We start from the raw sequence: 21,823 nt of genomic DNA, 5'->3' as shown, positions 1-21,823 counted from the left end.
GCACAGGGTGCGCTCCCACAGAGCGCGCACAAAATAGTCCTGCACTGCATATGTAGGAGCGCACCCAGTGCGCGACCGCGGCGCTGCAGTGTTCAGAGCCCTTCGGCCCTTGCCACGTCATCGTTTCACTGCGCTGTAGGCTTATCGCGCACTGGGTGCGCTCCTACAGTTGAGCGGTGCGAACATGAAAAGGCCCGCTTGCGCGGGCCCTTTCGTTTCAGTCCGCCGGCTGCGCCGGTTGCCGTAGCATCTGCCGCACGCTGGGTATGGCGCCGGTGCTGCGTGCCGCCAGTTCGTGCGCGATATCGACATAACCGATGGTGCGCGCCACGTCAGCGGCGGTACGACCGAAGGCGTCGGCGGCCTGGCGGTCGGCGCCACGCGCCAACAGCACGCGGGCCGGCGCCAGCAGTGCATGCATCGCGCATGCATGCAGCGCGGTGACGCCGCGCTGGTCGGCGTGTTCGAGCGATGCGCCCGCGTCGAGCAGCACCGGCACGAGCGCGCCGATATGCGTGGCGTCGCATTCGCTGCCCGGTCGCAGGTGCGCGCCCAGCAACAGCAGCAACGGCGTCTTGCCTTCCTTGTCGGCCACGCTCACGTCGGCGCCGCGCTTGAGCAAGGCGTCGAACAGGCGACGCGCACGCAGGCTGTCGTTGTGGTCGAAGCCGTACTGCGCGGCGGCATGCAGTGCGGCATGGCCGCGCGCGTCCACCGCGTTCACATCGGCGCCGCCATCGAGCAACTGCTCGGCGATCTCCGGATAGCCCATGGCGGAGGCGATCATCAGAACGGTGGCATCACCGGGCAATCGCTGGTCGACGGCCACGCCGTGCTGCAGCAGCAAGGCCACCAGCGCTTCGCGTCGCGCGCTCACCGCGGCGGCGAGCGGCGTGATGCCGTTGTTGGCGGCGAGCGTGGCGTCGGCGCCTTTCTCCAGCAGCAGTGCCGCGACGTCGCGATGTCCCGCGCCGCAGGCATGCAACAGCGCCGTCGCTCCCTGGTGATCGCGTGTATCCACCGCGAAGCCGAGTTCGAGCAGGCGGTCCACCGCGGTAAGCGCCCCTGCTGCCGCGGCATGCGGCAGGTCGTCGGCCCGCACCGGGCGAGCGGGACGCTTCCACTCGCCCCAGTTCAACCAACGCTCGACCGCATCGTGTTCCAGCGCGAGGCCGAGCGGCGTCTCGCCGTTGGCATCGATTGCCTCCGGATCGGCGCCATGCGCCACCAGCGCGCGGACCAGCGGTAGCGCGAGTTCGCCGTGTTCGAGCGCGGCGAACAACGGCGTGCGGCCGTTGATGTCGCGGGTGTTGGGATCGCAGCCACGCGACAGCAGCGTCTGCAGCAGCGGCAGGTGGCCGAACGTGGCGGCCAGGTGCACCGGCGTGCGCTCGCGCGCGTCGGCACCGAACGGATCGGCGCCGCGCTCCAGCATCGCCAGCGGCAGCCCGGCACCTTGCACGCTGTCTTCCAGGCGCAGCAGCGCCTGCGTCAGCAGGCCGGCACCGGCGGGCGTGGCGCCGGCCTGCAGCAGGTCTTCCACCGCTTCGGTGGCGGCGGGCAACTGCTGCAGCAGCGCATCGAACAGGCGACGACCCAGCGGCGGCAGCTGCGCTTCGCGTGGTTCGTCGACGTCGGCGTCATCCACCAGCTGCGGTTGGAGGCGCGCTTCGGGTTCGAGTGCGTGATCGAGCAACCAGCGGCGAGCGGCGCCCAGGCCTGGCGTGGCGAGGTCGAGATAGAGCTGGGCGAGTTGCGCCTGCGGCCACTCGCGTACCCGCACGGCGAAGGTGGAGACGATGGCCCAGTGGCCGAAGCGCAGCGCGTCGAGCAGATGGGCCGGCGTGTCCGCGCCTTCGGGCAGCGCGTCGAGGCTGAGGCTGGCCGGCAGTGGCGTTTCCGGATCGAGCAGCGCCACCAGATCCCAACGACCGGCGGCAGCGGCATGGTCGAGGGCGCTGCGGCCGTCGCTGCCCGGCGTCTTGGGCTCGGCGCCGAGCGCGAGCAGCGCACGCACCATCTCGGCATGCGCACGCGGCGACTGGCAGGCGAGCGTGAGCGCATCGCGGCCGTGGCTGTCGCGCATGCGCGCGTCCGGCTGCGCTTCGGCAAGCAGCTTCACGATGCCGACAGCGCCGGCGCGGGCGGCCTCCATCAGCGCCGTGCTGCCATGGCGATCGAGCAGGTTCACGTCGGCGCCGGCTGCGCGCAACGCGCGTGCGATCTGCTCGTGGCCTTCGGAGCAGGCGGCCATCAGCGCGCTGCGGTGGCGCGAATCGACGGCGTTCACCGAGGCGCGATGCTTGAGCAGCAGCTTGATGCCTTCCACGTCGTCGTCGGTGACGCCCGCAGCGGCCACCAGTGCGGGTTCGCCGTCAGCCGGCGCGGGCTTGGCGCCGCGCTCCAGCAGGAACTTCGCCACGGACCAGTTGGCGGCGCGGCAGGCGACGGTCAGCGGACTGAGGCGCGTCTTGTTGAGCGCGTTGATCGGTGCGCCTGCATCCAGCAGCATCGCCGCCACGATGGGTTCACCGCTCAGCACGGCGCCATGCAGCGGCGTGTTGCCCTCGGCATCGGTGGCCAGCGCGTTGGCGCCGTTGGCGAGCAGGGTCATGACCGCTTCGGCACGGCCATGCCAGCTGTCGCGCGTGGCGGCGAGCAGCGGCGTGAGGCCGCCGGTGGCACGGTTCACGTCGGCGCCCTTGGCGATCAGCGCGCGCAGCAGTCGCGTGTCGGGCAGCAGGGCCGCGAGCATCAGCACCGGGCGCTGGTCACGATCGCCATGGGCCGGCGCGGTATTGGGATCGGCGCCGGCTTCCACCAGGGCGAGCGCGCGCTCGATGTCGCCGTCGCGCGTGGCCGCGAGCAATGCCTGCGCCTGCTCGGGCGTGCCGGCAATGCGTTCCTGTTCGCTCAGCTGCGGCGCGGGCCTGGGCTTCGGCGCGGGCGCCGGCTCGACCACGCCGGCAGCAGGCTGGCGGCTGGGGCGGCGACTTTCGCAGAGCAGGGCGCGCAGCGTGCGGTTGGCGATGACCAGGCAGCCGAGCGGCATCAGCAGCACGCCATAGACGACAAGCGCAGCCGTGCGCAGCTCGGATGGCATCACGCCGTAGAGCCCGGTCAGCGCGATGCCGATGAAGGCCAGCACCAGCAGTGAAAAGGCCGCCGGCAGGAAATGGGTGAAAAAGCGTTCTTCGCGGGAAAGATGGCGACCGAACGCCAGGCTGCGCGCAGTGGCGGTGAAGATCCACGAACCGTCGCTCTGCGCCGGATAGGCGTCATCCCATACGTAGACCAGGCCGAACGCCGGCCACACGCGCCACAAGGCCGCGAGCGCGACCACCAGCGCACCCGCCAGCAGCAGCGCGGCGCCCAGGCTGGGCGACTGGTTGAGCCGCAGCATCGGCCAGGCCACCAGCGCGAACACCAGCACCACGTAGCCGGTGAACATCACGAGGTAGGCCGCACCACGACGCAGCACGGTGCGGCCGAAACGCGGTTCCGGATCGAAACCGATCGCGTGGCACACCGCCGCCATGGTCAGCGCATTGGCGACCAGCAGGGGGATCAGCGCGAGCGGATGCGCACCGAGCGCCGCGATCGCCGTGGCGACGAGACCAGGGATGAACCAGGCGAGGGCTTGCAGGAACGGAGGCGGGCGACGCGTTTTTGAATAGGCCATGGCGCGAAGTATAGGAATCGTGATGGCGCCAGACGGTAATCCCGTGTTAACCGCGGCCCCGCGGGAACATCATTGGTCGCCGTGCGGCTTGCTCTTGTACTCAGGATGGTTGGCCGAGGCCAAGGTCTCCTGCGGCGGCAGCTGCAGGTGCCAGCCCTGTCCTTCGAGATGGTCGAGCACCACCTGCGGGTCTTCGTGCGGCAGCTTGCGCTGCCCGGTCAGTTCCACTTCGAGCGCCAGCCGCAGGTCGCCGAGCATCAGCGCCAACGGGGCGGGGATGCAGGCGAAATCGTCGCGTTCGCGCAGCCACAGGTAGCTGTCGGGCTTGCGCTGGCTTGCATAAACGTAACAGTGCATAGCGACACCCCGTCGGTTGCTTCGGAAGAGGAGGGCGCACGGGCACGGCGCGGGTAGACAAGGTTACCAGCCCGACACCGACGAGTCCCGGTTCGCAAGTGGGTCTCATCTTCGCCATTTATCGACGATCGTCATGGAACCGGGCGGCGAGATGTGAAATTTTTGCTGCGGCCGCACTTGCAAGCCCCGCAGCGAGTGGGCACAGTCTCGCCCTGGGGTGTCAAACGCGCGTATGAAAATCAAGCGCGCTCGTCAAGTCCCTGTTACACACCGAGCAGACCAACGATAAGCAGGAGCACGCAGATGCAGATGTCTTTCCGCCCCTTTTCCCGTACGGGCCGTCCGCTCGCGCTCGCCGCGCTGAGTCTGGCGATCCTCGGTTCGTTTGCTGCGCCGCAGAGCGCCCAGGCGAGCGCGTTCCAGCTGCACGAAAACAGCGCCGCCGCCATGGGCCGCGCCTACGCCGGTTCGGCCACCGCGGGTGGCGACGTGTCGGTGGTGGTGAACAACCCGGCCGCCATGACCGAGCTGCAGGGCACCTATCTGCAGGCTGACGTCACCGCGATCAATTTCGGCACCACCTTCAGCGGTACCGCCCATGACGCACTGGGTCGCCCGATCAGCGGCGGCAACGGTGGCGATGCGGGCACCACCATGCCGGTGCCGGCGCTGTTCTTCGCCACCCAGTTCGCCGACAAGTGGCACTTCGGTGCGGGCTTCACCGTGCCGTTCGGCTTCCAGACCGAGTACGACTCGAACTGGAAGGGCCGCTACAACGCCATCAAGTCCAAGTTCGAATCGCTGGACGGCACGCTGTCGCTGTCCTACGACGTCACCGACACCTTCTCGCTGGGCGTCAGCGGCATTGCGCAGAAGACCTCGGCCGAGCTGACGTCCGCCATCAACTACAACGCCGTGGGCCTGGGCCTGGTGCAGCAGGCGGTTGGCGCTGGCGCGATTCCGCCGGCCGCCGGTGCGCAGCTTGCTGGCCAGGTCAACACGATCGTGCCGCCGGGCTCGGACGGCCTCGCCCGCATCAAGGGTGACGACTGGGCCTATGGCTGGCAGGTCGGCGCATTCTGGAAGCTCTCGCCGAAGGACAAGTTCGCGCTGAGCTACCGCTCGAAGATCGCGCACACGCTGGAAGGCACCGCCAACTTCACCGTGCCGGCCAACGTGCAGGCCCTGCTGTCCAACCCGACCGTGGCCGCGCTGCTGGCCGGTGCGGGCGGCGTGCCGTTCACGCATACCGACGGCACCGCGCCGTTCACCACCCCGGCGGTGGCCACGGCCAGCTACTGGCACCAGGAAGAGAAGTTCGGCCTGGGTATCGATGCAGCCTGGACCAAGTGGGACGTGTTCAAGAACTTGAACGTGTACTACGCCAACCCGGCCCAGCCGACCACCACCGAAGCGTTCAACTGGAAGAACAGCTGGTACGTCTCCATCGGTGGCGACTATTACGTCAACGACAAGCTGACCCTGCGCGGCGGTCTCGCGCTCGACACCACGCCGACCCAGACCTCCACCCGCGACCCGCGCGTGCCTGACGGCACCCGCCAGCTGGTGAGCTTTGGCGTGGGCTACAAGGCCAGCGAGCATTTCGTGATCAACGCGTCGTACGCGCACATCTTCGTGAACAGCGCGCGCATGAACGTGGCGAGCTCGACCGGCGACGTGATCACCGGCAGCTCGGACGACTACGGCAACCTGCTGAGCCTGTCGGCGCAGTACAAGTTCTGATCGCGCGAGCGACGTAGAAGAACGAAAGCCACCCCGCGAGGGGTGGCTTTTTTCTTGCCCGTCTTCTTTTGTAGGAGCGCACCCAGTGCGCGAAAAGCCTACGGAGCGGTGACGCCGTTGCTCTGCGGTCGCGCACTGGGTGCGCTCCTACATAAGAGGCACTGCTTGCCTCAACCCAGCCGCATCAGCAGCTTCAACATCCGCTTGAACTGCGCGCCGTAAGGCGGGTTGAGCATGCCGGCGCCGTTGATGCGCGATTGATGGAACACCGGCTTCATGTGCGAAAAGGTGCGGAAGCCCGCCTCGCCGTGATAGCCGCCGATACCCGATGGCCCCACGCCGCCGAATGGCAGGCCGTGCTGGGCGATGTGGTACAGCGTGTCGTTGACCGTGACGCCGCCGGCATGCGTGCGCGACAGCACGCGATCGATCGCGGCACCATCCTGTTCGAACAGATAGAGCGCAAGCGGCTGCGGATGAGCGGCGACGTAGCCGATCGCTTCGTCCAGCGAGTCGTAGGGCAGCACGGGCAGCAGCGGGCCGAAGATCTCTTCCTGCATCACCGCCATGTCGTCGTTCACGCCGGTCAGCATGACGGGCGCGAGCAGGCGCTTTGCCGGGATGTCCTGCGCTTCGCTCAGCGGCACGATGTTCGCGCCGGCGGCAAGCGCACCGTCACGCAGCCTGGCCAGACGCTCGTATTGACGGTCGGAAATGACCGAAGCGTATTGCTCCTGCTTGCCCAGCGAGGGATACAGGCGTGATGCCGTGGCGCGCGCGGTATCGATGAACTCGGCCATGCGCCCGCGCGGAACCAGCACGTAGTCCGGCGCGATGCACGTCTGTCCTGCGTTGACCAGTTTGCCCAGCACGATGCGTTCGGCCGCATGGTCCAGGCGCGCGCCCGGACCGACAATCGCGGGCGACTTGCCGCCCAGTTCCAGCGTTACGGGCGTCAGGTTCGCGGCCGCGGCGCGCATGACGTGATGACCTACGGCGGTGGAGCCCGTGAACAGCAAGTGGTCGAACGGCAAGGCGGAGAACGCCTGCGCGACCTCGGCGTCGCCGGTGACCACCACCACCTCGTCGGCCGTGAAGTAACGCGATACCTGTTCGGCGAACAGCGCCGAGAAGCGCGGCGTGTATTCGCTCATCTTGAGCATCACGCGGTTGCCCGCGGTGAGTGCGTCGATCAACGGGCCCACGGCGAGGAACAGCGGATAGTTCCACGGCACGATGATGCCCACCACGCCGCGCGGTTGCGGCATGAGCGTGGTGCGCGCCGGCAGGAACACCAGGTTGGCGAGGCCACGCTTGGCGCGCATCCAGCGCTTGCCATGCTTCAGCGAGTGACGCAGGTTCGAGATGCTGGGATAGAGCTCCAGCAGCTCGGTTTCCTCCACCGGGCGATGGCCGAAGTCGGCGTTGATCGCCTCGGCGAAAGCCCCTCGCTGTTCCGTCAGCAGCTTTTCCAGTGAACGAAGGCGCGTGGCGCGCGTATCCCAGCTGGGCATGGGATCGCGCGCCTGCGCTTCGCGCAACCGCAACAGCGTGGCGTGCAGGGAGGGGCTGGGCTCTTTCATGGTCAGAACTTCGCGCGCAGTTCGAGGCCCCACATGCGGGGCGGAGAGATGGACGCGAACGGTGTGCCGAACACGGTGGTGGTGATGTTGTTCACGCCGGTCACGTAACGCTTGTTGAAGACATTGGTGCCATACAGCGCGACGCCCCAGCGGTCGCCCGGCGCGTGCCAGTCAAGGCGCGCATCGGTCCGCTGCTGGCTGGTGCCGACCTTGAAGCTCGGGCTGATCACGCACTCGCCCTGGAACTCCGAGTCGTTGTTGCAGCGCGACTTGCCACGGTAGGCCTGCGCCACGTCGAACTCCAGGTCGCCGTTGAACACCTGATGCCAAGTGTAGGCCAGCGATGCCGTGCCGGAGAACTTCGGCGTGCCGGTGGGCTGGCCGGTGAGCACGATGCCGTCCGGCGCGACGCCCTTGCGATAGGTCGAGTCGATATACGCGCCCATGAAGCTGAGGCGCAGGCTGTCGACCGGCTGCCACTGCGCTTCAAGCTCCAGGCCCTTGGCCTCCTGGTCGGTGCTGTTGACGATGTAGATCGGCACGCCCGAGCCGCTGTAGTTCGGATCGAGCTGCAGCGATTGCTTGTTGTCGTAGCGGTAGTAATACGTCGAGGCGTTGAGCAGCAGGTTGTGCTCGGGGAACAGCGTCTTGATGCCCGCTTCGTAGTTGATCACCTTTTCCGGCGCGAACTCCGAACCCACCTGCACGCTGTTGTAGCCGCCCGCCTTGTAGCCCTTGGTAACGGAGAAGTAGCCCATCACGTCAGGCGTGAACTTGTAGCTGGCCACCACGCGCGGGCTCACGTTGTTCCACGTGTTGCTCGCCTTGATGTGCTCGCCCACGGCGTTGGGGAAGATCACGTTGCCGCCGAACGCGGCCAGCGCCATCTGCGCTTCCGGCGGCAGCATGTCGACGATGCCAAGGCCCTGCAGGCCGGCGATCGTCGCATCGAACTGCGGCGCGCTGCGCGGCATGGTGTACCAGCTGAAATCCTTCTTGTCGCGCGTGTAGCGCAGGCCGGTGGTCAGGTCGAAGCGGTCGGAGATGTGCCAGATCACGTCGCCGAACGCGGCATAGGCCTTGAAGTTGCCGTCATTGCTGATGCCCTCGTGCCACGGATCGCCCAGCAGCGATACCGGCAGCCCCATCGCCGTGATCGCATTGCCGATGTCGGTGAGCGGCGTGCCTACGCCCATGACGTTCTGCGCCAGCGTATCGAGGCTGTCCGTGAAGACATTGGTCTGGCTGGTCTGGCGCGCCTGCTCCTGGTAGTAGCTCACGCCCCCGACCCAGTCCATCAGGTCCGTATTGCCGGAGAGCTTGAACTCCTGGTACCAGCTGTTGTTGTGCTCGATGTTGGCAGTATCGAGGTAAGTCACGATGTGGTTGGTGCCGTCGTAGTCACCCTTGTTGAACGTGTCGAAGCCGCGCCAGGCAGTGGTCGACACGAGGTCGCCCCAGGAGAACGCGTGGTCGATCTGCAGCGTGCCATCGTCGAACCGGCGCGTCTCCTTGCCGCCGACGGTGTCGTTGTAGAGCGGCGCGTGCAGCGGGTTGTAGTACGTCGACGGATCCGCGGGGAAAGGCGCGCGTTGATTGGTGTCGTTGGACAGCGGCACCAGGCCGATCGCCGGCTGTGGCGGCTGGTTGAGCTTCTCGTGGTCCCATGACAGAAGCACGCGCGTGTTGTCGGTGACGTTCCAGCGGAACACCGCGCGGGTGCCCCAGTCGTTGTCCTTGCCGTATTCCTTGCCGGTGGCGGCATCCTTGATCCAGCCGTCGCTCTGGTTGTCGACGACGCTCAGGCGCAGCGCCATGTCCTTGTTGATCGGAATATTCACCAGTGCATCGGCGTAGCGGCGGCCGTCATTGCCCACGCGCACGCGCCCCTTGCCTTCGAACTTGTCGGTCGGTTCGTTGGTGACGATGGAGATCGCACCTGCCGCCGCGTTGCGGCCGAACAGCGTGCCTTGCGGTCCCTTCAGCACTTCGATGCGCGCGATGTCGTTGAAGGCCAGCAGCGAGCCGCCGGAGCGCGCGGCGTACACGCCGTTGATATAGACACCCACGGCCGATTCGGTGCCGATGCCGAAGTTGCTGGTGGCGATGCCGCGCAGCTCGTAGGTCGGCTGCGTGGGCTGCTCGGCGCCGATCACCAGGCCCGGCACGAAGATGTCCATCTTGCTGAGGTCGGTGGCGGCCAGCGTGTCGATCTGCTTGGACGTCACGATCTGCACCGGAATCGGCACCGACTGCACTTCCTGCGTGCGGCTCTGCGCCGTCACGGTGATGTTGCCGAGCAGCTTGGCCTTCTCGGGATCGGCCTGTGTGCTACTGCTGCTGGCGCTGCTGTCTTGTGTGCCGCTCGGTGATGCTTCGGCGGCGAAGGCGCCAAGCGGGACGCCGGCGATCAACACGGAACTGCCGAGCAACAGGCGGCGCAGACAGACGGACAGCGGACGCGGATGAATCATCATCACCAGATCTCCCCTCGAATAAGAAAAGGCCGCGACCTTGGGGTCGCGGCTTGGTGCTTCCTTAGTGAATCGCGACGCAGCCCCCCGACTGCGCCGCAATCCATGCCTTGATCAGTGCAACACCCTCTCGATGCACCGTACTTCGGCCCAACTCCGGCATCATCACGCCCGGGTCGGCGGAATCCATGCGATACGGCAGGATGGAGTCCTCCGGCAAACCGGGAACGATGTCGAACAGATGGTCGCCGGTACCACGTCCCGCCGCGACCGGCGGCTTGCAGACGCCCAGGTGGCGGTCTTCCGGAACACTCACGTCGAGCGTCAACCCGGTCGTGTTGGCTGCACCCTTCGGGTTGTGGCAGTGACCGCAGTTGATGTCGAGGTAGGCGCGCGCGCGGGCGTCGAGCGACGCCTGCTCATCCATCCAGTTCGCGTTGCGCGGGGCCTGCCCCGGTTCCGGCGCACCCGCGAGGTAGCCCGCCTTCATCAGGTGCGCGAGTTGGTTTTCTTCGCCGGTCGCGTAGTGGTAATCGCGATTGAGATGGCGCGCCTTCGGTCCGATCGGATGGATCTTGCGCGTCACCCAGTCCTGCGCGTGGCAGCTCGAGCACTGGCTTTCGTCGGGTACGACGTAGTTGAAGTCTTCGCGGTCGGCGTTGTCGGCGACCAGGGTCAGCGGAATGACGGCACCCGTGCGCGCCAGTTCCGCATCGCTCTGGTCGTCCTTCCACACATACGGGATCGCCGCCCAGCCTGATTCGCGATGCACCAGGATGCGCGTCTCGATCAGGTGCACGTTCGCCAGGTCCAGACCTTCGCCGGCGAAGTCGTGCGAACTGTCGTACGTGCGCGCCACGTCGCTGAACTTCCCGGTGCCCGAACGCGGGTAGTAGAAGGTCTTGCTGATGATGGTGCCCACCGGAAAATCGAACGTGTCGGTCGGGTCGTATTTGGCCGATACGCCCTTGGGCATCCAGACCGTGCGCAGCTTGTGCGCGTAGTCGGTGAACAAGGGCGTGTTCAAGTCGTACGGCACGACGCCCTGGTTCAACACCAGCTTGCCGCCACGCACTTCCACCACGTGCCAGTCACTCAGGTGCGGTGGACGGCCATCGGCATGGAACGCCACCGGATCGAGATCGCGGTGGCATCCAGCCGCCAGCAATGCCAGGGACAACAACAGCAAACGCAGGCAGGACTTCATCAACACGCGCACCTCAAGCCTTCGGTTCGGGATCGAGCACAACCGGCGGCAGCTTCGGCAGCGTGCACTGGTACGCCTTGGTGTCGGTGCTGGGGTTCTTGTAGTCGTGCGGGCCATCGGCGTTGATCACGCCCACGTCGCCGTTCTGGATGCAGAAACGGTCTTCCGCCGGCGGCAGGCCATTCACCAGTTTCTTCTCGTCGACATAGCCGTCCCACAGGATGTCCGGGAACTTGCCGCTGAGGCCGTACACCGCGGTCTTCAGGGTCTTCAGCTTGAAGCCGTCCGGCGAATCGCCGCCGCCCTTGAAGCGGTTGTCATAGATGAAGATGCCCTTGGGATAGGGGTTGTAATCGGCCGCGACGCCCTTGGTGTTGTAGTAGTTGGTGGAGAAGTAGCTGGAGATGATCACGTTCGCCGTCTGGTTGTCGGCGATGTCGTTGTCGAAGATCTCCACCTTGTCGTTGGAGTTCACCACCACGCCCGAGCCGCGCGGCACGCTGGCCACCGCCGCGCCCTTGGCGGCGAAGTTGTCGGTGTTGTTGGCGAACGTCTTGTTCTTGAACACGCGCGTGCTGTGGCCCGCCTGCGAGAGGTTGGGCATGTTGAACACGAGGATGCCGCCGGTGTTGTTGGTGGCGGTGTTCTCGTACACGTCGGCGTTCACCGAGTTCTCGATCTCGATGCCGGCCACGTTGTACTCGGCGCGGTTGCGGCGAACGATGATGTTGTTGGACTGGCCCACGTAGATGCCGGCATCGGAGGCGCCGATCACCACGGAGTCTTCCACCAGCACGTTCTGCGTCTTCACCGGGTACAGGCCGTAGGCGCCGTTGGTGGTCTTGGGGCCACCGGTCCATTCCACGCGCACGCCGCGGATGGTGATGTTCTTGCCCTGGTTGATCTTCAGCGCATCGCCCTTGGTGTCCTCGAACGCCAGGTTCTCGATGGTGAAGTCATTGGCATTGACCAGCAGGCCCTCCGGGCCGACCACCTGTCCCTTGAAGGACAGCACCGTCTTGTCCATGCCGGCGCCCTTGATGGTCACGCCGTCGGTGCGCAGGCTCAGGCCGCGCGTGAGGTGGTAGTGGCCGGCCGGAATCTCGATGACCGTGCCCGGCTTGGCATCCAGGAACTGCTGCTGGAGCTTGGATTCGAACGTGGCATCGGCGCTGTTCTGCGCCGGCGGTGCTTCGTGGTTGCAGGCAGCCAACGCCAACGGCAAAGCAAGAAACAGAAGGGTCCTGCGCATGGTCGCTTACTCCCCAGTAGCGGTTGATTGCGTGACGAGCCACTGTCACGAATTGTTGACGGGCTGGGGAGGGCGGCAGTGGCGGCGAAGGGGGGTAATTCGGCCAGTGTGACAAGCGTTTGAATTTCCCCGAGCCGTTGCTCTTCGGAGCGCGGCGGCGCCACCCCGTCCAGGTTCGATGATGCGGCAGCCCGACAGGAGGCAGGGTGGTCGCACGCTGTGGGGCATCCGTGAGCGGACGCGGCAGCGCGTCTCGCCGGAGCCCGTGTGTGTTCGCTTGACTGGCCTCGCTGACGTCGCGCTGAAAGCCATACCTCCTCTGACAGGGAAGCAGATGGCCGGGCGGAGCGTAGACTCCCTCGTTGGAGGCGAGGCTTTCCCTTCGCGGGAACAGGGCCTGCCTATTCGGGATGTAGATCGCACTCCGGTACGGTGCACGTCAGCCCACTTCGTCTGGCGCGCTTCGATTCCACCCATGTGTGCGAGGCACTCCCATGACCAGGTCAATCTCGATGGGGCCGCCCGGGCTCAAGTCCTGCCTTTTCCGCACCCTGCTGGCGTTTTCGGCGGCGTTCGGATTCGTATCCCTTGCCGACGCCGTGCAGCCGGCGTCGTCCACCAACCACGGCCATGACCGGCGCATGCTGCCCGCGCCGCCGCAGCCGCCCAGCGCGGCCCTGCCGACGACGTTGAACGTGGTCCACGCGACGAGGATCCATGCGGCCAGCCTGACCTACGTTCCCCCCGTCCCATCGAACGGATACACCGGGGCGCCGGGATCGAACCCAAATCAGAAGACGCTGGTGGTCTACGACAGCACCGGACCCTACGGCTGGCTGGGCGAGGCCTACGCGGTTATGGCCGCCAACCTGGCCAGCCACGGCAGCCAGTACACGCTGGAGCGTGCGGTGGACTATGCCTCCGGTGATCTCAGTTACTTCACCGGCATGATCTACGTCGGCTCGGCCTACAACGAGCCCATCCCGGTGGAAATGCTCGACGACGTGCTGGCGACGACCAAGCCGGTGCTGTGGATCAACGACAACATCTGGCAGCTCTCCGCACGTTCGGCGAACTTCGCCGGCAAGTACGGATTCACCCCGATGTACTTCGACTTCAGCAACACGCTGAAGGTGACCTACAAGGGCGTGGCGCTGCAGCGCGATCCGAACTCAGTGCCTTCGGGCCTGCTGCAGACGGTGATCAACGACCCCGCCAAGGCACAGGTGCTCGCCTTCGCCACCAATGGCACCGGCGGCATCGTCAACTGGGCGACCAAAGGCGGCAACCTCACCTACATCGGCGAGATTCCCTTCAGCTATGTCGGCCCGAACGATCGCTATCTGGCCGCGGTGGACCTGATCGGCAAGGTCTCCAACCCGGCGATGCTGGCCCGCAAGCACGCACTGGTACGTATCGAGGACGTCGACCCCATGGCCGACCCCACCGAGCTGCGCGCGGTCGCCGACTACCTGTACAGCAGGCAGGTGCCCTTCAGCGTCGCGGTCATTCCGGTCTACGTCGACCCGAAGGGCTACTACAACAACGGCGTGCCGCTCACGAAGCGCCTCAGCCAGACGCCCGCCGTCATCAGCGCGTTGAAGTACATGGTCTCCAAGGGCGGGCTGATCGTGATGCACGGCTACACGCACCAGTACTCGAGCGTCGCCAATCCGTATAGCGGCGTCACCGGCGACGACTTCGAGTTCTATCGCGCGCACATCAGCCCGGACAACTACGTGGTCTACGACACGCCGGTGGCCGAAGACTCCATCGACTGGGCACTCGGGCGCATCCAGAACGGGTTCAATGAATTCGACCTGGCGGGTTTCAACTGGCCGAACTTCTTCGTGCCGCCGCATTACGCGGGCTCCGCGCTCGACTACCAGGCCTTCGATTCCCAGTTCAACGCCCGCTACGACCGCGGACTGTTCGCCAGTGGCTGGTGTCCCAAGGGGGCATGCGGTGCGGGCACGCCCGATTACACGAAGATCTACGGGCAGTACTACACCTATGTGGTGCGCGACATCTTCGGCACCATCGTGATCCCGGAAGAACTCGGCAACGTCGAGCTGGTTCCGTTCAACCACAACCCGGCGCGCTTCCCCGCCGACATCCTGTACAGCGCCAACTGCAACACGGTGGTCCAGGACGGCGTGTTGAGCTTCTTCTTCCACCCGTATCTCGACATCAGCTACCTGAAGCAGATCGTCGAAGGCGTGCAGGGCATGGGCTACACGTTCGTGACCTCACGCTCGATCAAGCAGGGCAATTGAGCGTCGATGCCGGCAGGCCATCGCATGATGATGGTCTGCCGGCCATCTGCATGGCCGCGGTATCGATGCGTGACTGGGCGAGTTTCAGCCATGGGCGCCGTTCGTCCATCGTGCCGGCCGCCTGTCGGCTGACCGGACCCGCGCGCATCACCAGCGGTAGCGTGCCGACACCGTGATCTCGCGCGGGTAACCGTAGTAGCACCAGATCGCGCTGTTGCAGGCGCTGACGTATTCGCGGTCGAACAGGTTGGCGGCCGTGACCTGGAAGCGCCAGTGGTCGATGTCGTAATGCGCGTGGGCATCGAACAAGGTGTAGCCACCGGTGCGGAACTGGTTGTTCGCGTCGCCGTAGTGCTCGCCGATGAAGCGCACGCCGCCGCCAAAGCCCAGGCCTGCGAGCGTGCCTTCGTGCACCGTGTAATCCGCGGAGACAGATGCCTGCTGCCTGGGTACCAGCGCGACCTGCTTGCCGAGCGTGGCGTCATTGGCGTGCGTCACCTTCGCGTCGGTGTACGCGTAAGCGGCAGTCATGTCGAGGTGATCGGTGACCGCCACGTTCGCTTCAAGCTCCGCGCCGCGTGTACGCGTCTGGCCCTGCTGCAGCGAGAAGAACAGGTGATCGGGGTCGACCGTGAGCGCGTTCTTCTGCGTGAGCTGGTAGACAGCGCCGGTGATCAGCGAACGGCCATCCGGCGTCTGGTACTTGAGGCCGCCCTCGTACTGGTCGCCGGTGATCGGCTTGTAGGCGCTGCCGTCGAACGTGGTGCCCACCGTGGTCTTGAACGAGTGGGAGTAGGCGACGTAAGGCACCAGGCCGATATCGGTGGTGTAGTTGATGCCGAGGCGGCCGGAGAACGCGTTGTCGTCCTGCTTGCGGCGCGTGCCGGCGATCAGGTCCTTCACGTCGTTGCTCACCCAGTCCTGTCGGCCGCTGGCGACGATGCCCCACTTGCCAAGGGTGACCTGGTCCTGCACGTACGCGCCCAGTTGCTCGAGCAGGCTGTTGGTGTGGTACGTGAACGGCGCCGGCGGAATCGGCTGGCCGTAGACGGGATCGAAAATGTCGATCGGCGCGGCGGAGCCGAAGCCCGACTTGTAGTCGTTGTGGCTATGCAGGTAGTCCACGCCCATCAGCACGTTGTGCTGCACGCTGCCCTGGTCGAATTTCGCTTCCACCTGGTTGTCCACGGCAAACAGGTTGGCGTGGTCGACCAGCGGATAGTTGTAGCGATCGAGCGTGCGCAGGTCGTCCTCAAGACCCAGGCTGCCGATCGAGCGGTGGTCCACCTTGGTGTTCTGCAGGCGCAGGTCCTGACGGAACGACCACACGTCGCTGAAGCGGTGGTTGAAGGCGTAGCCGATCGACTCGTCGGTCTTCCAGTAGTGGTCGTAACCCGGCTCGCCCGGATTCACGTCGCGCGGAATCTGCCCGTTGGGGTTGGGATACAGCGTGCCCTGCGACGGCAGGAAACCGCCCACGCCGTCGGACAGCGTGCGCTGGTAGCGCGGCAGCAGGGTGAGGGAGGTGTTGTCGTCCGGCTGCCAGGTCAGGCTGGGCGCGAAGTAGTAGCGATCGTCCTTCGAGTGTTTGATGTTGGAGTCACCCTGGCGAGCGAGCGCCACGATGCGCCACAACCAGTGGCCGTCGTTGTCGAGCTGCCCGCCGGTGTCGCCGGCCAGCTGCTTCTGGTTGAAGCTGCCCACGGTGGCCTCGATTTCGTGCGGGGCCTCCAGGCTTGGACGCTTGCTGGTCATGTCGATCATGCCGCCCGGCGGCAGTTGGCCGTACATCGCCGACGACGGGCCCTTGTTCACTTCCACGCGCTCCAGGCCGTAGGGCTCGATGCGCGAATCGGCCGTCCAGTCGCCGTTGGGCAGCGCCAGGCCGTCGAGGAACTTGGCCGGGTCGTAGCCGCGCACGAGGATCCAGTCGCTGCGCGGGTCGGCGCCATAGCTGCCGCCGACGGCGCCGGCGAGATAGCGCACCGCTTCGTCCAGGCCCTGCACGCCGTAAAGCTGCATGCGGTCCGGCGTGATGCTGCTGACGGATTGGGGAATCTCCACCGCGGGCGTTTCGGTCTTGGTGGTGGAGTAGACGACGTTGACGGCTTCGAGATTGACGCTGTTCTTTTCGGTGGTGTCGTCGGTTTTCGTGGCCGTGTCGCTGGACGCCGCGGCAAAGGCCGGACCGGACAGGGCGAGCGAGATGGCAACCAGAAGCGCGGTTCTGGGCAAAAGGGCGGGCATGTGATGTTTCCCTACAGCGGAGCGGCAATGGTCCGCAGCCTGCCGGCGCGCCCATCGAATAACGGAATGATAATGATTCTTATTGTCCGCTCAAAGGGCCTGCGTCAAATCGACCGGGCAGGCGCAGGCCACACCCCGTCTGGCGAGGCGGAAGAGGTCATCGGGTGAGGGCGCTCAGGCGGCGTGCTGGCGCGCGCTGCGCGGGGCCATGCCGGTCCACCGCTTGAAGGCGCGGCGGAATTCGCGAGGATCGCTGAAGCCGATTTCCAGGCCGATCTCGGCCACGCTCAGCGTGCCGCCGTGGAGCAGTTCCAGTGCGCGCTCGGCACGCACGCGATCGTGGATCTCGCGGAAGATGCGGCCGCTCTCGGCAAGACGCCGACGCAGGGAGCGCTCGCTCATGTTGAGCATGCGCGCCACGTCCGGCAGGCGCGGTTGCTGGCGCAGATGGCTGCGCAGCAGCCGTTCCACCGAGGCGACGATTTCCTGCTGCACGCCGCTGGCGTCGTACTGCTGCATGCACAGGGCCAGCGACTGCTGGGCGGTGAGCGGGTTGTGCGTGGGCAGCGGCTGGGCGAGCCACGACACGTCGAGCACGACGCGGTTGTAGCGCGCGCCGAACGCCAGTTCGCAGCCGAAATAATCGGCATACGCGTCGGCGTACGCCGGACGGGCATACGTCACTTCCAGTCGCGACGGATTGAACGCACGGCCCAGCAATTCGCGGGCGATGGCCAGCGCGCTCGCGAACAGCTCCTCGCACAGGAAGGGCAGCAAGGGGGCGTCGTTGAAGCGCGGCCAGGCCGCCAATGCCACCTCGCGCGGGCCCACTTCCTCGAAGGTCACGTCCAGCAGGCTGCCACTCACCCGGTGATGGGTGATGCCCACCTTCATGGCATCGCCGAAGGTGGCCGAGGTCATCATGGCAAGGCCGAGCAGGCCGAAGCTGCCGAGCGTCTCGCGACGCCCCACGGCCAGGCCCAGGCCGGCCTCGCCGGTGGCCAGCAGCGCACGGCGGATGACCGAGCGCGTCTGCCGGTAGCTCACCCGCAGGGTCGGATCGTTGAGCTGCTCGCGGGTCAGGCCCGATCCGGCGAACCACTCATCGCAGCGGATGCCGCGCGCCAACGCTAGCTGGGTGAGGTGCACGAGGACGTTCGGCGGGGTTTCGGCCGCCGTGTAGCGCGGGTCGGCACTCAGCAGCGCCGTCACCGTGTCATCGATTGGATGGCCCGTGGATACGGACGTCATCGTGGCTGCTCCCATCCCCTCACGTCGGAAAGATCGGACGTGGATTTGATCTATATCATGGCGAACGACGAATCACCTTATGCAATGCACCACGACCCGGACCCAGCCGAGTAGGAGGGGGAGCCACGTGAACAGAGCCATGATCCCTGTCGCGCATGCCGGTTTTTTGCTCGCGCTGCTGCTTGCTGCCGGCTGCGCGCCGACAAAAACCACCACGAGCGCATCTGCCTCGGCGGTGGCCACGGCCACCGCCGAATTGCAGACCGCCGTGTTGCTGCCTGCGGCGCCCAAGGCCGGTTCGCCGCGCTACGAGGCCGATCGAGGTGTCTTCCGCGCCACCCGCGCCCTGGAGGGTTCGCCGCGTTGGCTGCTGGCCCAGCAGGATGTGGACTACGCCACGCCCAAGCTGATGGCGGACTTCAGCTGTGCGATGGGCGTCCCGCTCGACGCGGCGCGTCTGCCGAAACTGGCGGCACTGGTGGACCTGGCCAGCAAGGCGGCAGACGCCTCCACCAGCCCCGCGAAGAAGGCCAATCAGCGCCAGCGTCCGTTCCTGATCGACTCCGGCGCCACGTGCCAATCCACGCTGCAGCTGTCGCGCAGCTTCGACTATCCCTCGGGCCACGCCGCCCGCGGCTGGGCGGTGGGCCTGGTGCTCACGGAACTCGCGCCCGACCGGGCCACCGATCTGCTGTTGCGGTCACGTGCGTTCGGCGACAGCCGCGTGGTGTGCGGCGTGCACAATCTCAGCGCGATCGAGGCCGGCGCCATGAACGGCGCGGCCGTCGTCGCGGTCCTGCACGCCTCGCCGTCGTTCCAGGCCGGCCTGGGCGATGCCCGCCGCGAACTGGATGCCTATCGCCAGTCGAACACCGCTGGCGCCGGTCCGCAGTGTGCGGCGGAGAAGGCCTTGATCGAGACCACGCCCTACTGATCCTGACGGATGGCGAGCGCCATCCCAGGCTTGGTGGAAGGGTATGCCGCCGCCGTGTCACGCCGGACCAAGGGTGGGCACCCTGTAGGTGCGACCAGTAGTGGAATATCGGATTTGTCTGATGTTGTCGGACTTCGCTGATTTCTAGGCTATCGGCTCCCCATCGATTGCCTGTGTCAGCCCGTTCGCATGAGCTCCCATTCCACGTCTCCAGGTAAGCCAAGCTGCCTTTATCCACCCGTTCCGAGAAGGCTGCGCCTGTGGGCGCGTTACGTTGGCGTGCTGTTCGCGGCTGCAACCTTCATCGCCATGATGGCGTCGGCCGAGTGGAGCCTCTGGCGCGTGCTTACCGATCCGCTCGCCTGGATGATGCTGATACTCGCCTCGGCCGCAGGCGTCACCGCCGCTTATGCATTGGGTTGCCACGTGCTCGCACGGCGCATTGCCTGGTGAGACCCATGCCACGCAATTTCCTGCTGGTCATGTCGCTGCCGCACAGGGCGTAAGCTAGCCGCGCTCATCCCGTATGGGCGGCCACGGGGAACGATGCATGAACCAGGATGCTTCGTCTGCAAGCGACGTGTTGATCATCGGTGCCGGCCTGTCAGGCATCGGCATGGCCTGCCATCTTGCGATGGAGCATCCACGGCTGCGCGTGGCGTTGATCGAGCGCCGCACCGCCATGGGTGGCACGTGGGATCTGTTCCGCTATCCCGGCGTGCGTTCGGACTCGGACATGTTCACCTTTGGCTACGCGTTCCGGCCTTGGCATGCGCTGGATGTCATGGCGGACGGTGCGTCCATCCGCAACTACGTGATGGAGACGGCGCAGCAGTACGGCGTCGACGGAAACATCCACTACGGCCTGAAGGTCGTGTCGTCGTCGTGGTCCAGTCGCGAGCGCCGCTGGACCGTGCATGCGCTCGACGAATCGCGCAACGAAACGCGCGACTTCATCTGCCGTTTCCTGATCGTCTGCACGGGCTACTACAACTACGACCGCGGTCATCTGCCGAGTTTTCCCGGCGAAGAACAGTTCCGCGGCCTGCGCATGCATCCGCAGCAGTGGCCCGAAAACCTCGACTACCGAGGCAAGCGCGTGGTCATCATCGGCAGTGGTGCGACCGCCGTGACGCTGGTGCCGGCGATGGCGGTCGACGCCGCGCATGTCACCATGTTGCAGCGTTCACCGAGCTACATCCTCTCGCTGCCGCGCTTCGACAAGATATCCGAGGTGCTTGGGCGCTTCCTGCCGAAGTCGTTGGTGTTCCGCATGGCGCGACGGCGCAACATCTTCCTCACCCGACTCATCTACAAGGCCGCGCGCCGGTGGCCGGACAAGGTGCGTGCGTTCCTCATCGGTGGCGCGCGCAAGCACCTGCCCGCGGATGCCGACATGCGGCACTTCACGCCGGACTACCAGCCGTGGGACCAGCGCCTGTGCGTGGTGCCGGATGCGGATCTGTTCGAGGCGATCAAGAGCGGCAAGGCCTCCGTGGTGACCGATCGCATCGCGAGCTTCACCGAGCAAGGCATCCGTCTGCAGTCGGGTGAAGACTTGCGGGCGGACATCGTCGTCACGGCCACCGGACTGGAAATGCAGACGCTCGGCGGCATGAGCCTGCAGGTGGATGGCGAGCCGCGCGTGATGGGCGAACTGGTGACCTACAAGGGCGTGCTGCTGCAGGACACGCCGAACTTCGGCTGCATCTTTGGCTATACCAATGCGCCATGGACGTTGAAGGCCGACATTGCCGCACGCTACCTCTGCCGCCTGTTCGACTACATGGCGAGTCACGGCGTGGAGGTCGTCACCCCGCGCGCTCCCATGGGCGAGCGACAGGACGAAACCATCATGGGTTCGCTGACCTCGGGCTACGTGCAGCGTGGCGCACCCGTGCTGCCGCGGCAGGGACGTGAGGTGCCGTGGCGCGTGCTCAACAACTACGAGCGCGACTGCGACCTGTTGTTGCGGCAACCCGTGGCGGATGTCGCACTGGAGCTGGATCGCCTGGCCGTCGCGCCGGAGGCGCCACCGTTCGCGGTGCCTTCGCGTTGAATCAGCGCGTTCCGTTAGGCGGCGAGGCCGGCTCGACGCGCTTCCACTGCTCGATCCATCCCGTGAGATCCGCCAGTCGCTTGGCTTGATCGTCGCGCATCGCCATGCCCACGGCGGCGCCTGCGATGCGGCCGTCCGGATCGATCAGCATCAGCGTCGGATACACGCTCACGCCGAGTACGTCGATCAGGCCCTGGCCATCGTGCAGTATCGGCCAGTCGAAATGGCGGTCGGTGGCGAAGCGTTTCGCATCCGTGGCGTCCTCGTAGGTGATCGCCACGAAGTTCATGTCGGGATGTTCGCGTGCATACGCCATCAGCACCGGTGCTTCGGCGATGCATGGCGCGCAGTCGGCGAAGTAGAAACTCACGAACGTATAGCGGCCGTGCCAATCGCCCAAGCGTTTCGTGTCGCCATCGAGTGAGGGCAGTTCGAATGGCGGAAAGCGGTCGCCGCGGCCAAAGGCGAGACGGATGCCGCGATGCCCGGGCGCAGGCCCCGTGATGCGCAGCATGGCCGCGCCGGCCTGCGTGTCGCGCGTGCGGCTGTAGCGCTTGCCTTCGTTGACCTGCCGCATGAACGACCCGACGTCGAGCGGGCGCCCGGCCGCGTCGAGATAGCGTGTGTTGGCAGTGGCGCCGAGCTGAGCGGGATCGGTAAGCCCGGTGTCCTGCGGCTGCGCGTGCAGCGCGAACGTGCAGGCGAGGAAGGCCAGTGCGAGGAGCCGGGCGATCCGCATGCGTCCTCCAGGCGCAACG

Annotated in this window: 14 protein-coding genes; 5 read left to right on the top strand and 9 right to left on the bottom strand. The window is 66.1% G+C overall.

Annotated elements, in window-relative coordinates; genetic code table 11:
• Window positions 1-217: 217 nt before the first annotated feature.
• Together CA260_RS18705 and CA260_RS18700 are read right to left on the bottom strand one after the other, a co-directional pair.
• Window positions 218-3,682, bottom strand: a complete 3,465-nt coding sequence (locus CA260_RS18705; protein ID WP_111984584.1) for an ankyrin repeat domain-containing protein — start codon at window positions 3,680-3,682, stop codon at window positions 218-220.
• 69 nt (window positions 3,683-3,751) lie between these two features.
• A complete protein-coding gene (locus CA260_RS18700) occupies window positions 3,752-4,039 on the bottom strand; it encodes a YcgL domain-containing protein (RefSeq protein ID WP_111984583.1) in 288 nt (95 codons plus the stop codon).
• Window positions 4,040-4,342: 303 nt separating this feature from the next.
• On the opposite strand from CA260_RS18700, the gene CA260_RS18695 reads away from it, so the two are divergent.
• Window positions 4,343-5,782: an OmpP1/FadL family transporter gene (locus tag CA260_RS18695; RefSeq protein ID WP_111984582.1), complete on the top strand. Its 1,440-nt coding sequence runs from the start codon at window positions 4,343-4,345 to the stop codon at window positions 5,780-5,782.
• Window positions 5,783-5,952: 170 nt separating this feature from the next.
• Here the strand turns inward: CA260_RS18695 and CA260_RS18690 are convergent, their stop codons facing one another.
• From CA260_RS18690 to CA260_RS18675, 4 genes are all read right to left on the bottom strand, one after another.
• Entirely contained in the window at window positions 5,953-7,365 is a 1,413-nt protein-coding gene (locus CA260_RS18690; protein ID WP_111984581.1) for a coniferyl aldehyde dehydrogenase, read from the bottom strand.
• Window positions 7,366-7,367: 2 nt separating this feature from the next.
• Complete coding sequence (locus CA260_RS18685; protein WP_111984580.1) at window positions 7,368-9,842, bottom strand: TonB-dependent receptor; 2,475 nt, start codon at window positions 9,840-9,842, stop codon at window positions 7,368-7,370.
• A gap of 61 nt (window positions 9,843-9,903) precedes the next feature.
• On the bottom strand, window positions 9,904-11,046 hold the full coding sequence (locus CA260_RS18680; protein WP_111984688.1) for an SO2930 family diheme c-type cytochrome: 1,143 nt from the start codon (window positions 11,044-11,046) through the stop codon (window positions 9,904-9,906).
• Between the two features lie 13 nt (window positions 11,047-11,059).
• A complete protein-coding gene (locus CA260_RS18675) occupies window positions 11,060-12,298 on the bottom strand; it encodes a parallel beta-helix domain-containing protein (protein WP_111984579.1) in 1,239 nt (412 codons plus the stop codon).
• A 494-nt stretch (window positions 12,299-12,792) separates the two neighbouring features.
• Between CA260_RS18675 and CA260_RS18670 the strand changes: the two genes are divergently transcribed.
• Window positions 12,793-14,574, top strand: coding sequence for a DUF2334 domain-containing protein (locus CA260_RS18670; protein ID WP_111984578.1), 1,782 nt, complete (start codon window positions 12,793-12,795; stop codon window positions 14,572-14,574).
• Window positions 14,575-14,721: 147 nt separating this feature from the next.
• Here the strand turns inward: CA260_RS18670 and CA260_RS18665 are convergent, their stop codons facing one another.
• Both CA260_RS18665 and CA260_RS18660 read right to left on the bottom strand, forming a co-directional pair.
• A complete protein-coding gene (locus CA260_RS18665; RefSeq protein WP_111984577.1) occupies window positions 14,722-16,821 on the bottom strand; it encodes a TonB-dependent siderophore receptor in 2,100 nt (699 codons plus the stop codon).
• 174 nt (window positions 16,822-16,995) lie between these two features.
• On the bottom strand, window positions 16,996-18,072 hold the full coding sequence (locus CA260_RS18660) for an AraC family transcriptional regulator (protein ID WP_111984576.1): 1,077 nt from the start codon (window positions 18,070-18,072) through the stop codon (window positions 16,996-16,998).
• Between the two features lie 127 nt (window positions 18,073-18,199).
• Between CA260_RS18660 and CA260_RS18655 the strand changes: the two genes are divergently transcribed.
• The 3 genes from CA260_RS18655 (at window position 18,200) to CA260_RS18650 (ending at window position 21,065) form a co-directional block, all read left to right on the top strand.
• Window positions 18,200-19,006 (top strand): acid phosphatase, encoded by an 807-nt coding sequence (locus tag CA260_RS18655; RefSeq protein WP_172461912.1) that lies wholly within the window; start codon window positions 18,200-18,202, stop codon window positions 19,004-19,006.
• 279 nt (window positions 19,007-19,285) lie between these two features.
• Window positions 19,286-19,459 carry a hypothetical protein gene (locus CA260_RS21220; protein ID WP_172461911.1) on the top strand — a complete coding sequence of 58 codons (174 nt, stop codon included), beginning with the start codon at window positions 19,286-19,288 and terminating at the stop codon, window positions 19,457-19,459.
• Window positions 19,460-19,556: 97 nt separating this feature from the next.
• Window positions 19,557-21,065 (top strand): flavin-containing monooxygenase, encoded by a 1,509-nt coding sequence (locus CA260_RS18650; protein ID WP_111984574.1) that lies wholly within the window; start codon window positions 19,557-19,559, stop codon window positions 21,063-21,065.
• A 1-nt stretch (window position 21,066) separates the two neighbouring features.
• On the opposite strand, the gene CA260_RS18645 is transcribed toward CA260_RS18650, so the two are convergent.
• Window positions 21,067-21,804, bottom strand: a complete 738-nt coding sequence (locus CA260_RS18645) for a TlpA family protein disulfide reductase (protein ID WP_172461910.1) — start codon at window positions 21,802-21,804, stop codon at window positions 21,067-21,069.
• Between the last annotated feature and the right edge of the window lie 19 nt (window positions 21,805-21,823).

The sequence above is a fragment of the Dyella jiangningensis genome (assembly GCF_003264855.1).
Taxonomy (GTDB): domain Bacteria; phylum Pseudomonadota; class Gammaproteobacteria; order Xanthomonadales; family Rhodanobacteraceae; genus Dyella; species Dyella jiangningensis_C.
The sequence above is the reverse complement of the archived record's forward strand: the minus strand, read 5'-3'. Positions and strand labels throughout refer to the sequence as shown.